This is a genomic window from Sanguibacter sp. Z1732 (assembly GCF_051020515.1).
Lineage (GTDB): Bacteria > Actinomycetota > Actinomycetes > Actinomycetales > Beutenbergiaceae > CALKWS01.
Genome location: NZ_CP194857.1, coordinates 1,884,862 through 1,903,311, shown reverse-complemented (window position 1 = coordinate 1,903,311; position 18,450 = coordinate 1,884,862). Strand labels below are relative to the sequence as shown.

19 protein-coding genes and 2 pseudogenes are annotated in these 18,450 nt (G+C 71.6%); 8 read left to right on the top strand and 13 right to left on the bottom strand.

What is annotated here, in order from left to right; translation table 11 throughout:
• Positions 1-44: 44 nt before the first annotated feature.
• The 3 genes from ACRRRO_RS10190 to ACRRRO_RS10180 are packed head-to-tail and all read left to right on the top strand — an operon-like array spanning position 45 to position 1,548.
• Entirely contained in the window at positions 45-419 is a 375-nt protein-coding gene (locus tag ACRRRO_RS10190) for a hypothetical protein (RefSeq protein ID WP_434081483.1), read from the top strand.
• Positions 353-1,003 carry an MFS transporter gene (locus ACRRRO_RS10185; protein WP_434081482.1) on the top strand — a complete coding sequence of 217 codons (651 nt, stop codon included), beginning with the start codon at positions 353-355 and terminating at the stop codon, positions 1,001-1,003. The genes ACRRRO_RS10190 and ACRRRO_RS10185 overlap by 67 nt, the downstream gene beginning before the upstream one ends.
• Complete coding sequence (locus ACRRRO_RS10180) at positions 895-1,548, top strand: MFS transporter (RefSeq protein ID WP_434081481.1); 654 nt, start codon at positions 895-897, stop codon at positions 1,546-1,548. Before ACRRRO_RS10185 ends, ACRRRO_RS10180 begins: the two co-directional genes overlap by 109 nt.
• 97 nt (positions 1,549-1,645) lie before the next feature.
• Here the strand turns inward: ACRRRO_RS10180 and ACRRRO_RS10175 are convergent, their stop codons facing one another.
• The gene (locus ACRRRO_RS10175) at positions 1,646-3,952 is read right to left on the bottom strand and encodes a sodium-translocating pyrophosphatase (RefSeq protein WP_424795219.1); all 2,307 of its coding nucleotides are present in this window, start codon (positions 3,950-3,952) and stop codon (positions 1,646-1,648) included.
• A 196-nt stretch (positions 3,953-4,148) separates the two neighbouring features.
• On the opposite strand from ACRRRO_RS10175, the gene ACRRRO_RS10170 reads away from it, so the two are divergent.
• Entirely contained in the window at positions 4,149-4,736 is a 588-nt protein-coding gene (locus ACRRRO_RS10170) for a hypothetical protein (RefSeq protein ID WP_424786746.1), read from the top strand.
• 30 nt (positions 4,737-4,766) lie between these two features.
• Here the strand turns inward: ACRRRO_RS10170 and ACRRRO_RS10165 are convergent, their stop codons facing one another.
• The 12 genes and pseudogenes from ACRRRO_RS10165 to ACRRRO_RS10110 form a co-directional block, all read right to left on the bottom strand.
• Positions 4,767-5,345, bottom strand: coding sequence for a Zn-binding domain-containing protein (locus ACRRRO_RS10165; protein ID WP_434081480.1), 579 nt, complete (start codon positions 5,343-5,345; stop codon positions 4,767-4,769).
• Complete coding sequence (locus ACRRRO_RS10160; RefSeq protein ID WP_434081479.1) at positions 5,260-7,125, bottom strand: DEAD/DEAH box helicase; 1,866 nt, start codon at positions 7,123-7,125, stop codon at positions 5,260-5,262. The genes ACRRRO_RS10165 and ACRRRO_RS10160 overlap by 86 nt, the downstream gene beginning before the upstream one ends.
• Positions 7,122-7,967 carry a phosphatase PAP2 family protein gene (locus ACRRRO_RS10155; protein WP_434081478.1) on the bottom strand — a complete coding sequence of 282 codons (846 nt, stop codon included), beginning with the start codon at positions 7,965-7,967 and terminating at the stop codon, positions 7,122-7,124. Before ACRRRO_RS10155 ends, ACRRRO_RS10160 begins: the two co-directional genes overlap by 4 nt.
• A gap of 24 nt (positions 7,968-7,991) precedes the next feature.
• Entirely contained in the window at positions 7,992-8,291 is a 300-nt protein-coding gene (locus ACRRRO_RS10150) for a flp pilus-assembly TadE/G-like family protein (protein WP_434081578.1), read from the bottom strand.
• Complete coding sequence (locus tag ACRRRO_RS10145) at positions 8,204-8,527, bottom strand: hypothetical protein (RefSeq protein ID WP_434081636.1); 324 nt, start codon at positions 8,525-8,527, stop codon at positions 8,204-8,206. Before ACRRRO_RS10145 ends, ACRRRO_RS10150 begins: the two co-directional genes overlap by 88 nt.
• Positions 8,524-8,847: a TadE family type IV pilus minor pilin gene (locus tag ACRRRO_RS10140; protein ID WP_424786750.1), complete on the bottom strand. Its 324-nt coding sequence runs from the start codon at positions 8,845-8,847 to the stop codon at positions 8,524-8,526. The genes ACRRRO_RS10145 and ACRRRO_RS10140 overlap by 4 nt, the downstream gene beginning before the upstream one ends.
• Before the next feature lie 39 nt (positions 8,848-8,886).
• The gene (locus tag ACRRRO_RS10135; RefSeq protein ID WP_424786751.1) at positions 8,887-9,096 is read right to left on the bottom strand and encodes a DUF4244 domain-containing protein; all 210 of its coding nucleotides are present in this window, start codon (positions 9,094-9,096) and stop codon (positions 8,887-8,889) included.
• Between the two features lie 164 nt (positions 9,097-9,260).
• On the bottom strand, positions 9,261-9,815 hold the full coding sequence (locus ACRRRO_RS10130; protein ID WP_424786752.1) for a type II secretion system F family protein: 555 nt from the start codon (positions 9,813-9,815) through the stop codon (positions 9,261-9,263).
• The gene (locus tag ACRRRO_RS10125; protein WP_424786753.1) at positions 9,815-10,678 is read right to left on the bottom strand and encodes a hypothetical protein; all 864 of its coding nucleotides are present in this window, start codon (positions 10,676-10,678) and stop codon (positions 9,815-9,817) included. Before ACRRRO_RS10125 ends, ACRRRO_RS10130 begins: the two co-directional genes overlap by 1 nt.
• Positions 10,679-10,799: 121 nt before the next feature.
• Entirely contained in the window at positions 10,800-11,297 is a 498-nt protein-coding gene (locus ACRRRO_RS10120; RefSeq protein WP_434081577.1) for an ATPase, T2SS/T4P/T4SS family, read from the bottom strand.
• Between the two features lie 104 nt (positions 11,298-11,401).
• Positions 11,402-11,656, bottom strand: a pseudogene (locus tag ACRRRO_RS10115) (TadA family conjugal transfer-associated ATPase); the annotation flags it as partial.
• A gap of 210 nt (positions 11,657-11,866) precedes the next feature.
• Entirely contained in the window at positions 11,867-12,553 is a 687-nt protein-coding gene (locus ACRRRO_RS10110; RefSeq protein WP_434081477.1) for a P-loop NTPase, read from the bottom strand.
• Positions 12,554-13,462: 909 nt separating this feature from the next.
• Between ACRRRO_RS10110 and ACRRRO_RS10105 the strand changes: the two genes are divergently transcribed.
• The 4 genes and pseudogenes from ACRRRO_RS10105 (at position 13,463) to ACRRRO_RS10090 (ending at position 18,420) form a co-directional block, all read left to right on the top strand.
• On the top strand, positions 13,463-14,551 hold the full coding sequence (locus ACRRRO_RS10105; RefSeq protein WP_434081476.1) for a hypothetical protein: 1,089 nt from the start codon (positions 13,463-13,465) through the stop codon (positions 14,549-14,551).
• Between the two features lie 111 nt (positions 14,552-14,662).
• Positions 14,663-16,660 carry an acetate--CoA ligase gene (gene acs / locus ACRRRO_RS10100; RefSeq protein WP_424795225.1) on the top strand — a complete coding sequence of 666 codons (1,998 nt, stop codon included), beginning with the start codon at positions 14,663-14,665 and terminating at the stop codon, positions 16,658-16,660.
• Between the two features lie 70 nt (positions 16,661-16,730).
• Positions 16,731-17,645 (top strand): alpha/beta fold hydrolase, encoded by a 915-nt coding sequence (locus tag ACRRRO_RS10095; protein ID WP_424795226.1) that lies wholly within the window; start codon positions 16,731-16,733, stop codon positions 17,643-17,645.
• Between the two features lie 95 nt (positions 17,646-17,740).
• Positions 17,741-18,420: pseudogene (locus tag ACRRRO_RS10090) on the top strand (Crp/Fnr family transcriptional regulator).
• Positions 18,421-18,450 lie beyond the last annotated feature (30 nt).

The window sequence follows — 18,450 nt, the reverse complement described above, 5'->3', positions numbered from 1 at the left end:
ATTCTTCCACCGCAACGACCGCCGCGGACGATACCGTGCTTGATATGACAACCCACTCCGGGCCGGGCGGACAGGATGAGCGCCCGCACCACCGGGCCGGCACCGACGCCAGCAGTTCCGCCATCGCCGCCTCACCACGGCGCCGGTCGTTCACGCCCGGGGACCGGCGGCCGCTGCGCACCCTGTCCTGGCCGGTGCTTGCCTGGTCGCTGTGGGACTGGGGCTCGGCGGCGTTCAACGCGGTGATCACCACGTTCGTCTTCACCGTGTACATCACCTCCGATGCCTTCGGGGAGAACGCCGAGACGAACCTGGGTTTCGCGCTGGCCACCTCCGGGGTGCTCTCATCGCGGTGTTCGCCCCGATCAGCGGCCAGCGCGCCGACCGCACCGGCCGGCGCACGCTCTGGCTCGGGCTGAACACCACGTTGGTGGTGATCGCCTCCGCCGGGCTGTTCTTCGTGGCCCCGGCACCGGAGTACCTGTGGTTGGGCCTGTTGTTGCTGGCCGCGGGCAATGTGGCCTTCGAGTTCGCCTCGGTGAACTACTACGCGATGCTCAACGACCTGTCCACGCCGAAGAACATCGGCAGGGTCTCCGGGTTGGGCTGGGGACTGGGCTACATCGGCGGCATCGTGTTGCTGCTGATCATCTTCTTCGGGTTCATCGACCCCGAGGTGGGTCTGTTCGGCGTGACCAGCGAGAACGGGATGGACGTGCGCATCTCGATGCTGCTGGCCGCTGCGTGGTTCGGGGTCTTCATGCTCCCGGTGCTCTGGGTGATGCGTCGCACCGCTGGTGAGCCGCGCCCACCGAAGGAACGATTCGCCGTCATCGACTCCTACCGCGGCTGTTCGGCACGATCGCCCACCTGTGGAAGACCGACCGCAACACGGTGTTCTTCCTCATCGCCTCGGCGGTGTTCCGGGACGGCATGGCCGGGGTGTTCACCTTCGGTGGCGTGGTCGCTGCCACGGTGTTCGGCTTCTCGCCGGGGGACGTGATCATCTTCGGGATCGTGGCCAATGTGGTGGCCGGAGTATTCACCATCGCCTTCGGGCCGCTCGATGACCGGTTCGGCCCGAAGAAGTTGATCGTGGTCTCCCTGGTCATGATGATCACCTCCGGGATCATCATCTTCATCTTCCACGACCGCGGCCAGATCATCTACTGGGTGTTCGGGTTGTTGCTGGCGATCTGGGTGGGCCCGGTGCAGTCGGCCTCGCGCACATTCCTGTCCCGGCTCATCCCCAAGGGCAAGGAGGGGGAGTTCTTCGGCCTGTACGCCACCACCGGGCGGGCCGTCAGCTTCCTGGCCCCGACCGCCTACTCCAGCGCGATCCTGCTGGGGGTGTGGTTCACCGGCGCGGCCTCGCGCACCGAGACCTCGCACTGGGGGATCCTCGGCATCGCCACCGTTCTGCTGGCCGGGCTGGTGCTGGTGCTGCGGGTGCGCACCGGGGTGCGCACCGACAGTGCCCTGACGCAGGAACCGACGACGACGCAGGAGCCGGTGACCACTGAGTCGCCACCGACCGGGCGTGCCTGAGTAGCTCCGGCTCACCCGACCGGGCTGTCCCCGCGACGTGGTCGACGTGCAGGCCGCGCGCCTCGGGCGAGCCGCCGACGCGCGCGGCCGGGCCTGCTCAGCGCGGGCTGTGGACCGGTTCCCCGGACTGGGCTGCCATGTCCTTATCGGACTTGGCAGCCCGCAACCGGTTGATGATGATCGAGGCGAAGATGATCGCGGCCGCCACAACCGCGATCCCGATGCGCAACGTGTGGTTGGCATCCGCGGGCATGCTCATCGCCACCACGGCAGGGGCGATCAGCAGCGCCACCAGGTTCATCACCTTGATCAGCGGGTTGATCGCCGGACCGGCGGTGTCCTTGAACGGGTCACCGACGGTGTCACCGATCACCACCGCCTCGTGTGCGGGCGAACCCTTACCGCCGTGCGCGCCGTCCTCGACGATCTTCTTGGCGTTGTCCCACGCGCCACCGGAGTTGGCCAGGAAGACCGCCATCAGCACACCGGCCGCGATCGCACCTCCGAGGAACCCGGCCAGCGGCCCCACGCCCAGACCGAAGCCGACGGCGATCGGGGAGAAGGCGGCGAGCAGACCGGGGGTGATGAGTTCACGCAGGGAGTCGCGGGTGCAGATGTCCACGACCTTGCCGTACTCCGGGCGGGTCTGGCCGGTCATGATGCCGGGCATCTCACGGAACTGGCGGCGCACTTCGTAGACGATCGCCCCGGCGGCGCGGGTGACGGCGTCGATGGCCAGGCCGGAGAACAGGAACACGGTGCTCGCGCCGAGGATCACCCCGACCAGGGTGATCGGGGAGATGATGTCGTAGGAGATCATCGAGGCGACGATGTCGTGCATCGCACCGACGTCCACGCCCAGATCACGCATCGCGGCGCTGACCGAGTCGGCGTAGGACCCGAACAGCGCGGTGGCCGCCAGCACCGCAGTGGTGATCGCGATGCCCTTGGTGATGGCCTTGGTGGTGTTGCCCGCGGCGTCCAGGTCGGTGAGGATCTGGGCGCCGGCTTCATCGACGTCCCCGGACATCTCCGCAATGCCCTGGGCGTTGTCGGAGACGGGCCCGAAGGTATCCATCGCCACGATCACTCCCACGGTGGTGAGCAGACCACAACCGGCCAGCGCGATCAGGAACAGCGACAGCCACACCGAACCGCCGGCGAGCAGGAACAACCCGCACAGTGCCGCGGCGATGATGCCGGCGGTGTACACGGCCGATTCGAACCCGACCCCGATACCGGCCAGCACCACGGTGGCCGGGCCGGTGCGGGAGGTCTCGGCCACGTGCACCGTGGGCTTGGACGTGGTGTTGGTGAAGTAACCGGTGACCCACAAGATCACACCGGCCAGCACCACGCCGATCAGCACAGCCAGCGCGGCGATCAGGCGGGGGTCTCCGGGGTGGGTGCTGAGGTCCACGCTGCCGGGGGTCAGGTCCGCGAAGGTCGAGGGCAGGTAGATGAACGCGGCCACCCCGCCCAGCACCGCACCGGCCAACGCGGATTGGTAGAAACCACGGTTGATGGCAGCGAGGGCCGATTCGGCGCCCCGCACCCGGGTGATGAACACACCCATGACGGCGACCAGCGCGCCGATGGCGGTGATGATCAGCGGGAAGATCAGGCCCTGTTCACCCATCGTGGCCCGGCCCAGAATCAGGGCGGCCACCAGCATCACCGCATAGGACTCGAACAGGTCCGCGGCCATTCCGGCGCAGTCCCCGACGTTGTCGCCGACGTTGTCGGCGATGGTGGCGGCATTGCGGGGGTCGTCCTCGGGAATGTTCTGCTCCACCTTGCCGACCAGGTCCGCTCCCACGTCGGCGGCCTTGGTGAAGATCCCGCCGCCCACGCGCATGAACATCGCCAGTAGCGCGGCGCCGAAGCCGAAGCCCTCGAGCACCAACGGTGCGTCGGAGCCGAAGATCAGCACCACCGCCCCGGCACCCAGCAGGCCCAGTCCGACCACGCTCATGCCCACCACGCCACCTGTGCGGATTCCGATCCGGGCGCCCTCGACGTTGCCACCGGGCCGGGTGGCAGCCGCGGCCACCCGCAGATTGGCGCGGGTGGCCAACCACATTCCCAGGTAGCCGATCGCGGCCGAGAAACCGGCTCCGAACAGGAAGGCGACGGCCCGGCCCACCTTGACCCCCAGGTCCCCGGGCAACAGGAACAGCAGGGCGAAAACGATCACGGCGAACAGGCCAAGCGTCTTGAACTGCCGATACAGGTAGGCCCGAGCACCCTCCTGGATCGCTTGGGCGATGGACTGCATGGCTGGGGTGCCGTCATGAGCAGCCAGAACCTGGCCGCGCAGCACCGCAGCGATCGCCAGCGCGGCGAGTGCGATCAGCACGATCACCGACACGATGACAATGCTCGTGGTGTCGAGCGTGGGCATGCATTCTCCTCTATGAGAGTGGCAACGAACTGTGTCCGGCTGCACGTCCAACCGGACATGGATCCGGCCGAGTCTATCTGCCCGGAGATGGTGCGTACGCCACTCCCGGCAGGGGCGCGCCCTGGCGGTTCACCATCCCATTGTCGAGGGCCCGAATCTTGTTGGCGTACACCGCGGCAGCGGCCACGATGGCGCCATGAGATTCCTGCTCCTGACCGGTCCCCCGGCCGTGGGGAAGATGACGATCGGCCGGCGGATCGCTGCCACCAGCGACTTCCGGTTGTTCCACAACCACCACACGATCGAACCGTTACTCGAGGTGTTCGGCTACGGCACCCCGCCGTTCACCACCCTGGACCTCGAGTTCCGCCGCCGGGTGATCGAAGAGGCCGCCGAGGCCGGGCTGGACCTGATCTTCACCGTGGTCTGGGACTTCGCCGATCCTGGCGATACGCGGTACGTGGAACACATCACCGAGCCGTACCGCGACGTGGGCGCGCCGGTGCGGGTGGCCGAGTTGCTGGCGCCGTTGTCGGTGCGGCTGGCACGCAACCACGGGCAGGACCGGCTGGACGCCAAGCCATCCAAGCGGGACCTGGAGTGGTCGGACCAGAATGTGCGCGATCTGGAGCACCACGTCCTGGACTCAGCCGACGACGGCGTCGCCCCCGGGGCGACCGCCCTGCTACAGCGACTGGGCCACCGGCGGTTCGAGACCACGGATCGGTCCGCTGCCGAGACGGCCGCCGAGGTACGTGCCTGGGTGGAGACCGAGACCGGATAGAACTCACCGGCCACCGGCCCGGCGCCGGGCTCACGACGAGGGGGCGACGTCACACAGCAGGCCGAGCGCCCGCAGCGCCCCGGCCTTGTCGAGGGGGGAGTTGTTGTTTCCGCACTTGGGTGACTGCACGCACGATGGACAACCGGTGGCGCAGGGGCAGTGCGCGATCACGTCCCGGGTGGCGCTGATCCAGGTGCGGGCGGCCTCGAAACCGCGTTGGGCGAACCCGGCGCCACCAGGGAGGCCGTCGTAGACGAACACCGTGGGCGCGAACGTGTCGGCATGCAGAGCCGCGGACAGCCCCCCGATGTCCCAACGGTCACAGGTGGCGATCAACCCGAGCAGCCCGATCGCGGCGTGCTCGGCGGCGTGCAGCGCGCCGGGCACCTCGCCGGGACCAACACCCGCCTCGGTGAGCACGTCCTCGGGCACGGTCCACCAGCATCCGGTGGTGGCCAGGGTGCGTTCGGGCATCTCCAGCGGGTAGGAGCCGACGATCTCCATACCGGGCAGACGCCGCCGGTCATACCCCGTGACTCGGGAGGCCACCTCCAGGTCGCCGAACCCCCAGGTGACCGGCCCCCAGGTGCGTGAGGTCCGGGTGCTCACCACCCCGCACCTCCTTGTCGGTGCGCGCGCGGGTGCGGTAGGGCACGTCCGCCTCGACCACCAGGGCCACGTCGTCCGCGAGAACCTCCACCCGGAAGGTGCGGCCCTGATGGATGTAGATCGCCCCGGTGTGCACGCTGGCATCGGCCCGGGTCTCATCCACCGTCCCCAGCACCCTGCCGGTGTCGGCCTCGACCACCTGCACCTGGGCCGAGCCCCCGCCGCGCAGGTCGGTCAGGTCCGCCGGTCGTTCGGGACGGTCGTAGTTCCAGTACCACCCGCCGGCCCGGCGGCGCAGCAGGCCCCGCGCGGTGAGCGCATCGAGCACGGCCGTGTCGGTCAGGGAGAAACGGGGCAGGTCCTCGGCGGTCAGGGGCGCCTCGGCGGCGGCCGCGCACAGGTGCGGGCCGAGCACGTAGGGGTTGGTCGGGTCGAAGGTGGTGACCTCCACATCGGCCTCGAAGATCGCCTCGGGGTGGTGCACCAGGTAGTTGTCCAGCGGGTTGTTGCTGGCCACCAGCACCGCCAGCCCCTCGGCGCCGGCTCGTCCGGCCCGGCCCACCTGCTGCCACATCGAGACCCGGGTCCCGGGCCAGCCGGCGATCAGCACCGCGTCCAGCCCGGCGATGTCGACCCCCAGTTCCAGGGCGTTGGTGGTGGCCAGGGCCAGCAAGTCACCGGTGCGCAGGCGCTGTTCGAGGTCGCGCCGTTCCTCGGGCAGGTAGCCGCCGCGGTAGGCGGCCACGGCCCCCGGTCCTATGTCGGCGCCGACCAGGTGCAGGTGCTCCCGGGTGTGCTGGGCCACGACCTCGGTGGCGAGCCGGGAGCGCACGAATGCCAGGGTGCGGTGGCCCGCGCCGACCAGATCGGCCAGCAGTTCGGACACCTCGGCCAGGGCCGAGCGGCGGGGGCCCTCGTCGTCGTCCTTCTCCTGCTCCTCACTCCACGGCACCTGCGCCGGGGCCGGCTGCCACAGGGCGATCGTGCGCCGCCCGCTCGGCGCGCCGTCGTCGACCACGGCGTGGATCCGCCCGGCATCCACGCCCAGCATCCGCACCGCGGTGGCCGCTGGGTCCCCGGTGGTGGCCGAGGTCATGATCACCTGCGGCTCCGCGCCGTAGCGGGAGGCGATCCGCAACAACCGGCGCAGCACCAGCGACACGTGCGCCCCGAACACCCCGCGGTAGGCGTGGCACTCATCCACCACGATGAAGCGCAGGCCGCGCAACAACCGGTCCCAGCGGCGGTGCGCCTCGAGCATCGCGAAGTGCAGGAAGTCGGGGTTGGTCAGCACGATGTCGGCGTAGTCCCGGGCCCAGTCCCGCTCCGGCAGCGGGGTGTCCCCGTCGCAGGTGGCCGCCCGGACATCGGTGATACCCCCGTCGGTGAGCAGCCCGCTCAGGGCGTGCAACTGGTCGGCTGCCAGGGCCTTGGTGGGGCTCAGGTACAGCGCCGTGGGCCGGCGGCGCAGCTGCGAGATCCGCCCGGTGCCGACGGGTGCGCGGATCGCCGAGACCGCCGGGAGCCAGGCGGCCAGGGACTTGCCCGAACCGGTCGTGGTGGCCAGCACCACGTGCTTGCCCTCCCAGGCAGCCTGGGCCGCCTCCACCTGGTGGGTCCAGGGGTCGTGCACGCCACGAGCCGCATAGGCGGCGACCATCTGGGGGTCGGACCAGGTGGGCCAGGTGCCGTGCCGGGCCGGCCGGGCCGGGATCTGGTGCAGGTGGACCAACCGGTCGGCCCGGCCGGCCAACACCACCTCGGCTGCTGCGGACGTCACCTGAGTGATTGTCTCAGGGACCCGACGGCGGTGGGTGGCGAGCGCCTCGCAATCCACTGGTCCGCAGCGCCGGAGCAGGCAGCCTCAGCCGGCTGCGGCTGGGTGCCGGCCGGCCCGGGGCGGGCCCGTGCAGGCCGGTCGTAGCACGAGGAGCACCACCGCGAACCAGGCCGCCCCGAGCATCCAGCCTCCGACCACATCGGTGGGCCAGTGCATCGCCAGACCACTCGAGTGAGTCCGACCCCCACCGCCAGGGCCAGGACTCCCGCGGCGAGGAGGAACCGCCGCCAACTACGCCGCCACCGCACCAGCAACCAGGCCAGCAGCAACCCGAGCACCATCGCCCGGGTTGCGTGACCGGAAGGGAAAGCGGAGAACGTGGCGGTCTCTGCCGCCTCCCCCGGCCGTTGCCGGTCGACCAGGAGTTTGGTCACCGCCATCAGCACCGCCCCGCCTGCGAGCGCCAGCAGCGCGACCGCAGGCAGGTCGGGTCGCCGGGTCCGCCACCACAACACGCCCACCACGACCACGGTCAGCGCCACCGAGACCCACCGGTCCGCCAGGCCTGAGAGCATGCCGGCGGCGGTGATCGTGCCGGGACCGGACGAGGACCACCGCGACAGCAAGGTGAGGTCGAGACCGACGCCCGGGCCGGGAACGAACACGAGCCCGACCGTTGTTGTCGCGAGGACCAGCAGAACCGCGCCCACGGTCAGGCCGGCAGCAGCGCTCAGGCGCGAACGTGCGCCGGTCAGACGGACCTCACCCAGATCGCCATGCCGGATCTTCCTGTTGCCTTCCTGGTCGATGGCTGGCCTCCCGCCGTGGTCGAAACCATCCATTCTGCAGGAGCCGGCGAGGGCCTGTCACAAAGGGCGGACCTGTCGCAGAAGGCTCGCAGGCGCCGGGAGGTGGGGTGAACCGCGCGGGAGGCGGGAGGTGGCGCGTGCGCCGCCCGGGTCGATGCCGACCGGTCCCGCCCGCGCCCCGGCGTGAGCACTGGTTCGCCATCCCGGCAGCGGCTGGAGGGACACCACCACATGGACCTGTACGAGGGGTCCCACGGCCCGGCACTCGGTCAGTTGCACCTGGTGCCGAGCCGCCACACGGGCAGCCACCGGGCACCCGGGCACGCCACTGCGGGCGTACTCGTGCGCGGCGGCCAGCGCGGCCAGATCGGCAGCGCCCTGCGCCCGGGCCTGGGCGTTGGTGGACCGGGGCACAGGGCGCCGAGGCCGAGGGCCAGGACCAGGGCCACGGAGATCACCCCGAGCATCAGCACGGTCACCGAGCCCCGGTCGCCTCGGCCCGGCCCTGCCCGAGCACGTTCCGCCCGGACCAGGCGGGCCCCCTCCGGTCCGGGGTGCGCCGCTGATCCCTGCCGGCCCTGCGCGGCGGTCACGGTTCGGCGCTGGGTTCGGGGACGGCGGAGAACTCCGCACTGATGCGCCAGGTTCCCCACCACTGGCTCACCAGGGGCCGGCTGACCTGCACCCGAACCCACTCCGGGCCGGCATCGATCCGCACCGCGGCGCCGTCACCTGCCCGGTCTGCCACGATCCGGTGCACCTCGGCCTGGCTGTGCCCGAGGGCTGCCGCCCGGGCCCCGGCGCGAGCGGCGTCCGTGCAACGCAACTGCGCCACGGACGCCGCCCCCAGGGTCACCACCAACAACAGCACCAGGAGCACTGCCGGCAGGCACAACGCGAGCTCGGCGGTCACCGAACCCCGCTGCGCTGCTCGTCGGTGGTGGGCCATGGGTCAGCCCGCCACCGAGAGCGCTTGCCGGATGATGCCCATCAGGAATCCGCGCACCTCATCGGAACGCAGGATCAGTAGCAGCACCCCGGCGAACGCAGCCGCCGCCAGGGTGGCGATGGCGTACTCAGCGGTGGCCATCCCGGCATCGGTGGTGCGTCGCACCGCCGACCACCGGCGCCGGAGCTCGGCCCCGACGTGGGTTTCGGCCATGGTTCTCTCCCTCCTGCACCCACACGGTCGGCGGGTGCGGTGCACCCACTGTGGGATGCCGTGCCCACCCCGTGCCGGGGCCGCCCGAGTGGTTGTGGACACCGGTCGCGGCGGCTGCGCTCTGTGGACCGGCGGCCATCCAGGGTCCGGGCGAACCACCGGGCTCAGGGCCAGAGCGAACCACCGGTGGACAACAGCACCGGGGCCAACCCCAGGAGCACGAACGCAGGCAGCCAGCACAGGCCCATCGGCAGGACCAGACGCACACCCAGGCGGGCCGCGGCCTCCCGCGCCTCCTCCGCCCGGCGCCTTCGGATCTGCGCCGCGGCGTGCCGCAACAGGCCGCCGGGCGCCACGCCGTCGGTCCAGGACGGCTGCAGTGCCCGGTTCAATGTCTGCAGGTCCTGGCCTGCCCGCGCCCACGCCGCCGGCCAGTCCCCACCCAGGCGAAGGGTCGCGGCCACCTGCTGCAGTTCCTGCCCCTGCTCGCCCGGCACCGCCCGGCCCAGCGCCGCCAGGGAAGCCGGGATCGAGGCACCGGCCTGGATCGCCGCGCCCAGGATGTCCGCCAGAACAGCGGCGTCCACCCGGGCGTCCTCCGCCGTCGGGCGTCCGTCCGCACCTCCCGCACTGCCGGTGGAGGGCGCCGGTGCCGGCCGTCGCAGCGCCCACGGCGCTGCCGCCAGCACCAGCAGCACCGGAACCCACCACGGGCTCATCACGACCCGACCCGTTCCGCAGCACGCACCAGTCGGGCCGACCAGAGGTGACCCGCCGCCATCAGCAGGACTCCCAGTACCAGGCAGGCGCTGCCCCAACCGCCGTCGAAGAGGACCTGGGCCGGAGAGGCACCCCACGCGCTGCCCAGCACCAGCCCGGCCAGGGGCAACCAACCCAGCAGCCGGGCGGTAGCACGCGGGGCCGCGAGCGCCGTGCGTCGTGCTGCCCGGGCACGGCCCGCCTCGACCACACCGTCCGCGCTGGCCTGGAGCACCCGGGCCAGCGGAGCCCCCACCGTGTGCGCCATCCGGCACGCCACCTCCGCCCCGGCGATCTGATGGATCAGTGCCACGTGGTCCTTGCCGGCCCGGCGCCGCCCGAACACGATGGGCCGGCCCGGGTGCGCCGGAACCGGCCGCAACGCCCCCAGCGCCGCCGGCACGCCGTCGTCGGCCATGCCCGCTCGCCCCATCGTCACGCGGCCCGGTAGCGCCAGTTGCCAGGCCCGCCCGGGCGCGGCCCCGGCACTGATGCGGGCAGCGACCTCGGTCAGCACTGCACCCAGATCCACCGGTGGTGGCCGCCGGCGCCGGTGCGCCAGTCGCTGCCGCCACCCCTGCGCTCGGCCGGCACCGCCAGATCGGGCAATCCCGCGCGTTCGGCCGGTGCCGCGGGTGTGATCGCCATCGCGATCGGGGTCCAGACCCTCACCCTCCAGGGCGCTCCGGCCACCCCGCGCGCACATGCCTGCGGCGCGGACGGTGCGGCCCACCGGCCGCCCCGGCAGGGTCCAGGCCGCCGCCGCCACCACCAGCAGCAGGGGTAGCGCGCCGGCGGTCAGCGTCGCCCAGACCGGGCTCATCGCGGTCCGGCATCCAAGCGCGCGGCGAGCGCGGGCCAGGCGGGGCCCGGGCTGAACGCCCCGTCGGAGCCGGCCGACATCGCCACCGGACAGGTCATGGCGCCCGCGGAGTCCAGGGTCATCACCGCGATCTGGTCGAGGTAACGGCGCCTGCCGTCACGGCGCGCAGGTGCACGATCGCATCCAGGGCGCTGGCCGCCTGCACCGCTACCGCTGCCGGATCCAGACCGGCCAGGGAACCCAGCGCCACCAGCCGGGCCGGCACGTCACCGGCGGCGTTGGCGTGCACGGTCGCCCAGCCGCCGTCGTGGCCGGTATTCAACGCGCCGAGCACCTCCCGGACCTCCGCACCCCGGCACTCCCCCAGCACCAGCCGGTCCGGCCGCATCCGCATCGCGGTACGGACCAACTGGTCCAGTCCCACCCCGCCGGCGCCCTGCACGTTCGAGCGTCGCACCTGCAGGTGCACCACGTGCGGATGATCGGGCATAAGTTCGGCAGCCTCCTCGATGCACAGGATCCGCTCGGTGGCCGGCACCAGGGACAGCATCGCCGCCAGCAGGGTGGTCTTGCCGGCGCCGGTGGCCCCGGAGACCATGACGTTGGCCCGCACCTGCACCAACTGGTCCAGGATCTGCGCGCCGATGCCATCGACGAACCCCTGCTCGCGTGTAGTTCGGCCAGGGACAGGGCCCGGCGCCGCATGCTGCGCAGCGAGATCACCGCATCGACGGTGGCCAGCGGCGCCAGCACCGCGTGGAGCCGGGTGCCGTCCGGCAACCTGCCCTCGGCCACCGGTGCGGCGTCATCGAGGCGCTGCCCCGCCGCACCCGCCAGCCGGGTGGCCAGCGCGCGCACCGGTCCCAGCCCCGGCACGTCCACCGGCCGCAGTCCGGCACCCCGGTCCAGCCAGACCTGACCGGGACCGTTGACCAGGACGTCGGTTACCTCCGGATCATCCAGGAGCGGCTGCAACACCCCTGCGCCGGCCACGTCCTGGTGAGCCGATCTGGCCAGGTGCCAGCGCTGGTGGTCCGAGCGCAACCCCGGCACCGATCGCACGGCCGTGGTCACCGACTGTGCGCCGGTTCCGGCGGCAGCCAGGTGCGTGCGGATTCGCGCCAGCGAGGACCGGGCTTCCGAGTCGTCCGCGTGCCCCACGGGCACCGGCGGGCAGCGCCCCCGCAGTCATGCGGCGCGTCTCCGGCCGGTCAGGTCGAGGGCGACGGCCAGCGCACGTCCGGTCCGCATCAGCGGCCCGTTGCCGTGATCACCCGGCGCGACTCCTCGTTCCAGGCCGGCGGCAAGTGCCCGTTCCGGGCGCATCTGTGCCGCCAGGGGCACATCGCAGGCTTGCGCGATCTCGGCAGCGGTCAGGCCGCCCGGGGAGGGCCCGCGCACCACCAGGTGCACCGCACCGGCCCCCAGCGCCCTCCGGGTGCTTTGCACCCCGGCCGCCGAGATCACGTCGCAACCGGCCAGCAGCACCACGGCATCGCACATCCGGGACCAGCGGTGCCAGCCGTCGTGGCGGGCGATGTCCAGCACCATCACATCCAGGTCCCCCCACAGGGCCTGCAGCACCGCATCGCCGGTGGGGGCCGGCACTCCCCCGCGCCAGTCCGCCGACAACACCCGGGCCGAGTGCCAGGTCGGCAGGGCGGCGGTCAACTGCTGGCTGTCATAGTCCCCCTCCGGGGCGGTCAGGTCCGCCCAGCGCACGCCCGGCTCATCCTCGATACCGAGCAGCAGGTCCACTCCGGCGCCCACGGCATCCAGGTCGACCAGGGCGGTGCGGGCCCGGTCGGCGGCTGCGGCCCGAGCCAGTACCGCAGCCAGGCTGGAGGCACCCACACCACCCCGCGCACCCACCACCCCCCACCACCACGGCCTGCCGAATCCGGGCAGCGGCACGGATCCGCCGCAGCAGCTCCTCCCCCTGCCGGGGCAGCCGCAGGATCCCGTGCCGACTCCCGCCGTCGGGCCCACCCCCGGACCGGCCACCACGATCGGGGGCCTCCCCATCCCCGGCCATCACCGGGAGCACGGAGGCACCCCAGGACGGGTGGGACGGAACCGCTTGTGTGGCGTCCTCCAACAGCAGCCGGGCACGGGGCGCGGGCGCACCGGGCGGACAGATGAGGATCGCCACCTGCAGCAACTCCCCGATCGCCCGGACCTGTTCGATCAGCGCCGGATCAGCCGACCGCAGCGCCACCGGCGGTGCGTCGGGCTCGCTCTCCTGCCGGTCGTGGTCCCGATCCATCCCGCTCCGCCTCCCTGCTCGGCCAACGCCCTTCGGGCCCTCTCAGCGTGCCGACCACGCCCTCCCGCAGCACGGCCGCCGGGGCACGCTGTGGACGCCGCCCCCGAAGCACAGTCGCTGTGGACAAGCACCGCATCGGAGCACCGCTCTCGCGCACGCGCAGTTCGCCGGCGGTGTCCAGCGCAGTGCCCACAAGATGAGACCAGCACGCGGATAGATCCGCCGAACCACTCGCGCTCGGGCCGATAACGGGGTACAAAGGAAGGACAACTCCATCGGGCAGTGAGAACCCACGCGCGATCAGTCCACGCATAGGACCGGGCGAACGGGCAAGTCCCGTAGCGACCCATACGAGATGAGCACGCTTGATACCTCACCGGCACGATGAAGGCGACGACGGCGCCCCCCCCGGGCGTCGTCGTTGTGCGTAGGGCGGATTGGACACCTCCGGCGCGCCCGGGGGCGCGGCCGGCATCGGATCGCTACGGTGAACGCATCCGGATCAACCTGGAGGCATTGTGAGCACTGACCCGCGCCATGACGAGGCACGCGACCAAGGTGATGACGCCGAGCCCGTCACCTCCGATGAGGCACCCGGCGCCGCGGCGGGCGAGGAAGTCTCCCCCGGGCCGCTGCCCGGCCCCGCCCCTGCCGAGGGCACCGGCAGCACCGGGAACTCCTGGAGCGAACCGGGCGACGCCGAACCCACGACGGCCATGAGTTCCTCGTCCGAGCGTCCTGACGTCGATCGGTCCGCCACCGACGCCGAGGCCGACCCGGGTGCCCACTCGACCGGTGACGCAGGAAGCGGGAACGGCGACTACACCGGCCGCTCAACCGAGGACGAGGCCACGATGGCCGTACCGGCCGCGTCCCCGACCCGCGACGACGACGCCGCCCTGCGCGAAGAGCGCGAGCGCCGGTTCGGTCGCTTCGGGCGCTCCCGTGACGCCGACAAGGAACCGGCCGAGGGCGAGGTGCGCACCACCGCCCTTCCCGCCCCGGGCGCCACCGCGCCCGCGCGGACCGGCCGGGCCCCCGCGGCCACCGACGACGCGCGCCACTCCCGGACCGAGATCAACGAGGAGGACCCGTTCCAGGACTGGGACGACCCGCCGCGCTCGCGCGCCCAGGCGCACTGGTGGGTCGTGCTGATCACGCTGGTGTTCACACCGCCGGCCTGGTACCTGATCGCCGACGGTGGGGAGCGCTGGACCAACGCACGCGAGGTGGCGCCCGATGCCATCCACTTCGGCGCCCTGGTGGAGATCGCCGGTGGGCTCCTCCTGCTGGCGGTGGTGCTGATCGGGGCCCGGTGGTCCTCGGTGGGCCCGATCATCATGGGCAGCATCGCGACCCTGATCGGCGGTGCGTTCCTGGCGATCCCCCAGATGGTCGAGGAGGACTTCCTGGCCGAGTACTCCGACATCTTCACCCGGCTGGGCCAGTTCGGGCAGAACGTCTACGACCACCTGCTCACCGACGGCAACACCGGGCGGATCCTGGCCTACGGCGTCGTGCTGATCCTCGCCGGGGTGATCTCCCACGGCGCGCGCCGACAGGGCAGGCGCGAGGAACGTCGCCGCGCGGCTGTCGAGGCACTCTGAGCCACCGGATCGCTTCCGTCGCCGCCGATCCAGGGTCCCAGGTACCGCGGAGCCGTCCGATCGTCTTAGGGTATGGATGGATCTGCACCATTGAGGCTGCCTGGAGGATTGATGAACGACTCAACCAACGCGTCACCCGCACTGGAGAACCTGCTGCAGGAGAAGCGCGCGTTCCCACCCGATGAGGCACTGGCCGCCAGTTCCAACTCCTCACCGGAGCTCTACGAGCAGGCGAACGCCGACATGCCCGGGTTCTGGGCGGAGCAGGCGCGCTCGCTGCTGACCTGGGACACCCCGTTCACCCAGGATCTGGACTTCTCCGATGCACCGACGGCACGCTGGTTCGCCGACGGGCGCCTGAACGCCACGTACAACGCGGTGGACCGGCACGTGGAGAACGGCCTGGGTGACCGGGTGGCGATCTACTTCGAGGGTGAACCCGGGGACTCCGCCACGCTGACCTACGCCCAGCTCAAGGATGAGGTCTCCCGCGTGGCGAACGTGCTGGGAGACCTGGGGGTGCGAACCGGGGACCGGGTGGTGATCTACCTGCCGATGATCCCCGAGGCCGTCATCGCGATGCTGGCCTGTGCGCGGATCGGGGCGCCCCACTCGGTGGTCTTCGGGGGGTTCAGCGCCGATGCCCTGCGCACCCGGATCGAGGACGCCGAGGCCAAGGTGGTCATCACCGCCGACGGCGGCTTCCGCCGGGGCAAGCCCTCCGCCCTCAAACCCGCTGTGGACGAAGCGCTGGTCTCCGGGGGATCCTCCGTCACCAACGTGCTGGTGGTGCGCCGCACCGAGCAGGACGTGGACTGGACCGACGGCCGGGACCTCTGGTGGCACGAGCAGGTCGCCCGGGCCTCCACCGAGCACGCACCGGTGCCGGTGGACGCCGAGCACCCGCTGTTCATCCTGTACACCTCCGGAACCACCGGTAAGCCCAAGGGGATCCTGCACACCACCGGTGGGTACCTGACCCAGACCGCCTTCACCCACCACCACGTGTTCGACCTCAAGCCGCAGACGGACGTGTACTGGTGCACCGCCGACGTCGGCTGGGTCACCGGTCACTCCTACGTCACCTACGGCCCGCTGGTCAACGGCGCCACGCAGGTGCTGTACGAAGGCACCCCGGACACCCCGCACCGGGGCCGCTGGTGGGAGATCGTGGCCAAGTACAAGGTGTCGATCCTCTACACCGCACCCACCGCGATCCGCACCTTCATGAAGTGGGGCGAGTCCATCCCGGCCGAGTACGACCTGTCCTCCCTGCGCATCCTGGGCAGCGTGGGTGAGCCGATCAACCCCGAGGCGTGGATGTGGTACCGGCGCGTGATCGGTGGCGACCGCACCCCGGTGGTGGACACCTGGTGGCAGACCGAGACCGGGGCGATCATGATCTCCCCCCTGCCCGGTGTCACCACCCTCACCCCCGGCTCGGCCCAGGTCGCCATCCCCGGCGTGCAGGCCCAGGTCTGGGACGACGCCGGCACACACGTGGCCCCAGGCGGTGGTGGCTACCTGGTCATCACCGAGCCGTGGCCGGCGATGCTGCGCGGCATCTGGGGTGACGAGCAGCGCTTCCGCGACACCTACTGGTCCCGCTTCGAGGGCACCTACTTCGCCGGGGACGGCGCCAAGTACGACGACGACGGCGACATCTGGGTGCTCGGACGCGTGGACGACGTGATGAACGTATCCGGGCACCGCCTGTCCACCACCGAGATCGAGTCCGCCCTGGTCTCCCACGAGTGGGTCGCCGAGGCGGCCGTGGTGGGGGCCTCGGACGACACCACCGGGCAAGCGGTGGTGGCGTTCGTGATCCTGCGCGGTGAGGCCGTCGAACGAGCCGATGAGGTGGGTGAGGGCGACGATGTCGTCTCGGTCCTGCGCAACCACGTCGCCCGGGAGATCGGTGCGATCGCCAAGCCCCGTTCGATCCTGGTGGTGGCCGAGCTCCCCAAGACCCGATCGGGCAAGATCATGCGCCGGCTGCTGCGCGACGTGGCCGAGAAGCGCCCGGTCGGGGACGTCACCACCCTGGCTGACTCCTCGGTGATGGACCTGATCACCCAGGGGATGAACGCACCGACAGCCTCGAGTTGACCGCGGCGCGTTCTGCGCGCGCCGGCGGGCGGTGCCACCGGTCCCGACCGCCGGCACTAGCCTGATCAGCGTGAACGACCCCAATCTGGTTCTGCGCGAAGGGCCGTGGCAGCACCGGATGATCCCGGCCAACGGCACCCGCATCCACGCCGCCCTGACCGGGCCGGATGATGGCACCACCCCGCTGGTGGTGCTGCTGCACGGCTTTCCGCAGAACTGGTTCGCCTGGCGCCACCAGCTCGTCGCCCTAGGTGAGCGGGGTTACCGGGTGGCCGCCCTGGACCTGCGCGGGTACGGCGCCTCGGACAAGCCTCCGGGCCGGTACGACCTGCCGGTCCTGGCCGCCGACGTGGCCGCGGCGATCCGCTCCCTCGGCGCGGCCCGCGCCGTCGTCGTCGGTCATGGCCTGGGCGGGCAGGTCGCCTGGTCCATGCCGTCGCTGACACCCGGGGTGGTGCGCGCGGTCGCGCCGCTGGCGGCGCCGCACCCGGCGCGACTGGCTGCGGTCACCGCCCGGACGGCTCCGTTGCGCACGATCCGGTGGCTGGCGCGCGTGCAGGCGCCGTGGTTCCCCGAACGCGCCCTGACCCACGGAACCATGGCCTATCGGGTTCTCGAGGACTGGTCGGCCCCGGGGTGGCGCTGCGGGCAGGCGCGGATCTACGCCGACTCGATGCGGCTGTCCTTCTCCGCCCATTCCGCGATGGAGCAGGTGCGGTGGCTGGTGCGCTCCACTCCCCGCAGCGACGGACGCGCCTTCCGGCGCGCGGTCTCCGCCGCGGTCCGGGTGCCGGTGCTGGCCATCCACGGCGGAGCGGACCGATTCCTGCCGGTGGAGGCCGCGGACCGGGACCGGGACCTGGCCGCTTCCGGTTACCGGCGAGTGGTGATCGCCGACGCCGGACACTTCCTGCCCGAGGAAGCACCGGAGCGGACCACGGCGGCGCTCACCGCTTGGCTGGATCGTGTTCACCGGGACGACTGAGGACGCGGCGCGCCGTCCTGACCTGCGCGAGCGCCATCTCATGACACACTGTGGAATACCTCACAGACGGTGCACACGATGAAAGGGATCCTTCGATGAACGAGGCCGTGGTGCGCGCAGCGCCGCTCTTCGCCGAGCTGAACGACGAAAGCTTCGCCGCGGTGCGGGCCAAGATGACCGACCTGACCTTCCGGCGCGGGGAGGAGAGATCTTCCACGAGGGCTCCCCGGGCGACCGGCTGTTCATCGTGGCCTCGGGCAAGGTCAAACTCGGGCACACCGCGCCGGATGGCCGTGAGCACCTGCTGGCCATCCTTGGTCCCGGGGAGATCCTGGGTGAGGTCTCGCTCTACGATCCGGGCGCGCGCACCGCGACCGCCACGGCGCTGGCCACCACCGAGCTGGCCGAACTGAGCCACACCGAGTTGCTGCGTGTGCTCGATGAACGCCCCGAGATCTCCCAGCACCTGCTGCGTTCCCTGGCCCAGCGGTTGCGGCGCACGAACAACACGGTCTCCTCGCTGATCTTCTCCGACGTTCCCGGCCGGGTGGCCCGGGCGTTGCTGGACCTGGGCCGCCGGTTCGGCCAGCAGACCGATCACGGGGTGCGCGTGACCCACGACCTGACCCAGGAGGAACTGGCCCAACTGGTCGGCGCCACCCGGGAGACGGTGAACAAGGCGCTGGCGGAGTTCTCCTCCCGCGGCTGGTTGCAACTACACGGACGCAGCGTCACCCTCATCGACATCGAGCGGCTCCGCCGCCGCGCCCGCTAACCAGCACCCGGACGCTCTGGCGAGGGACGC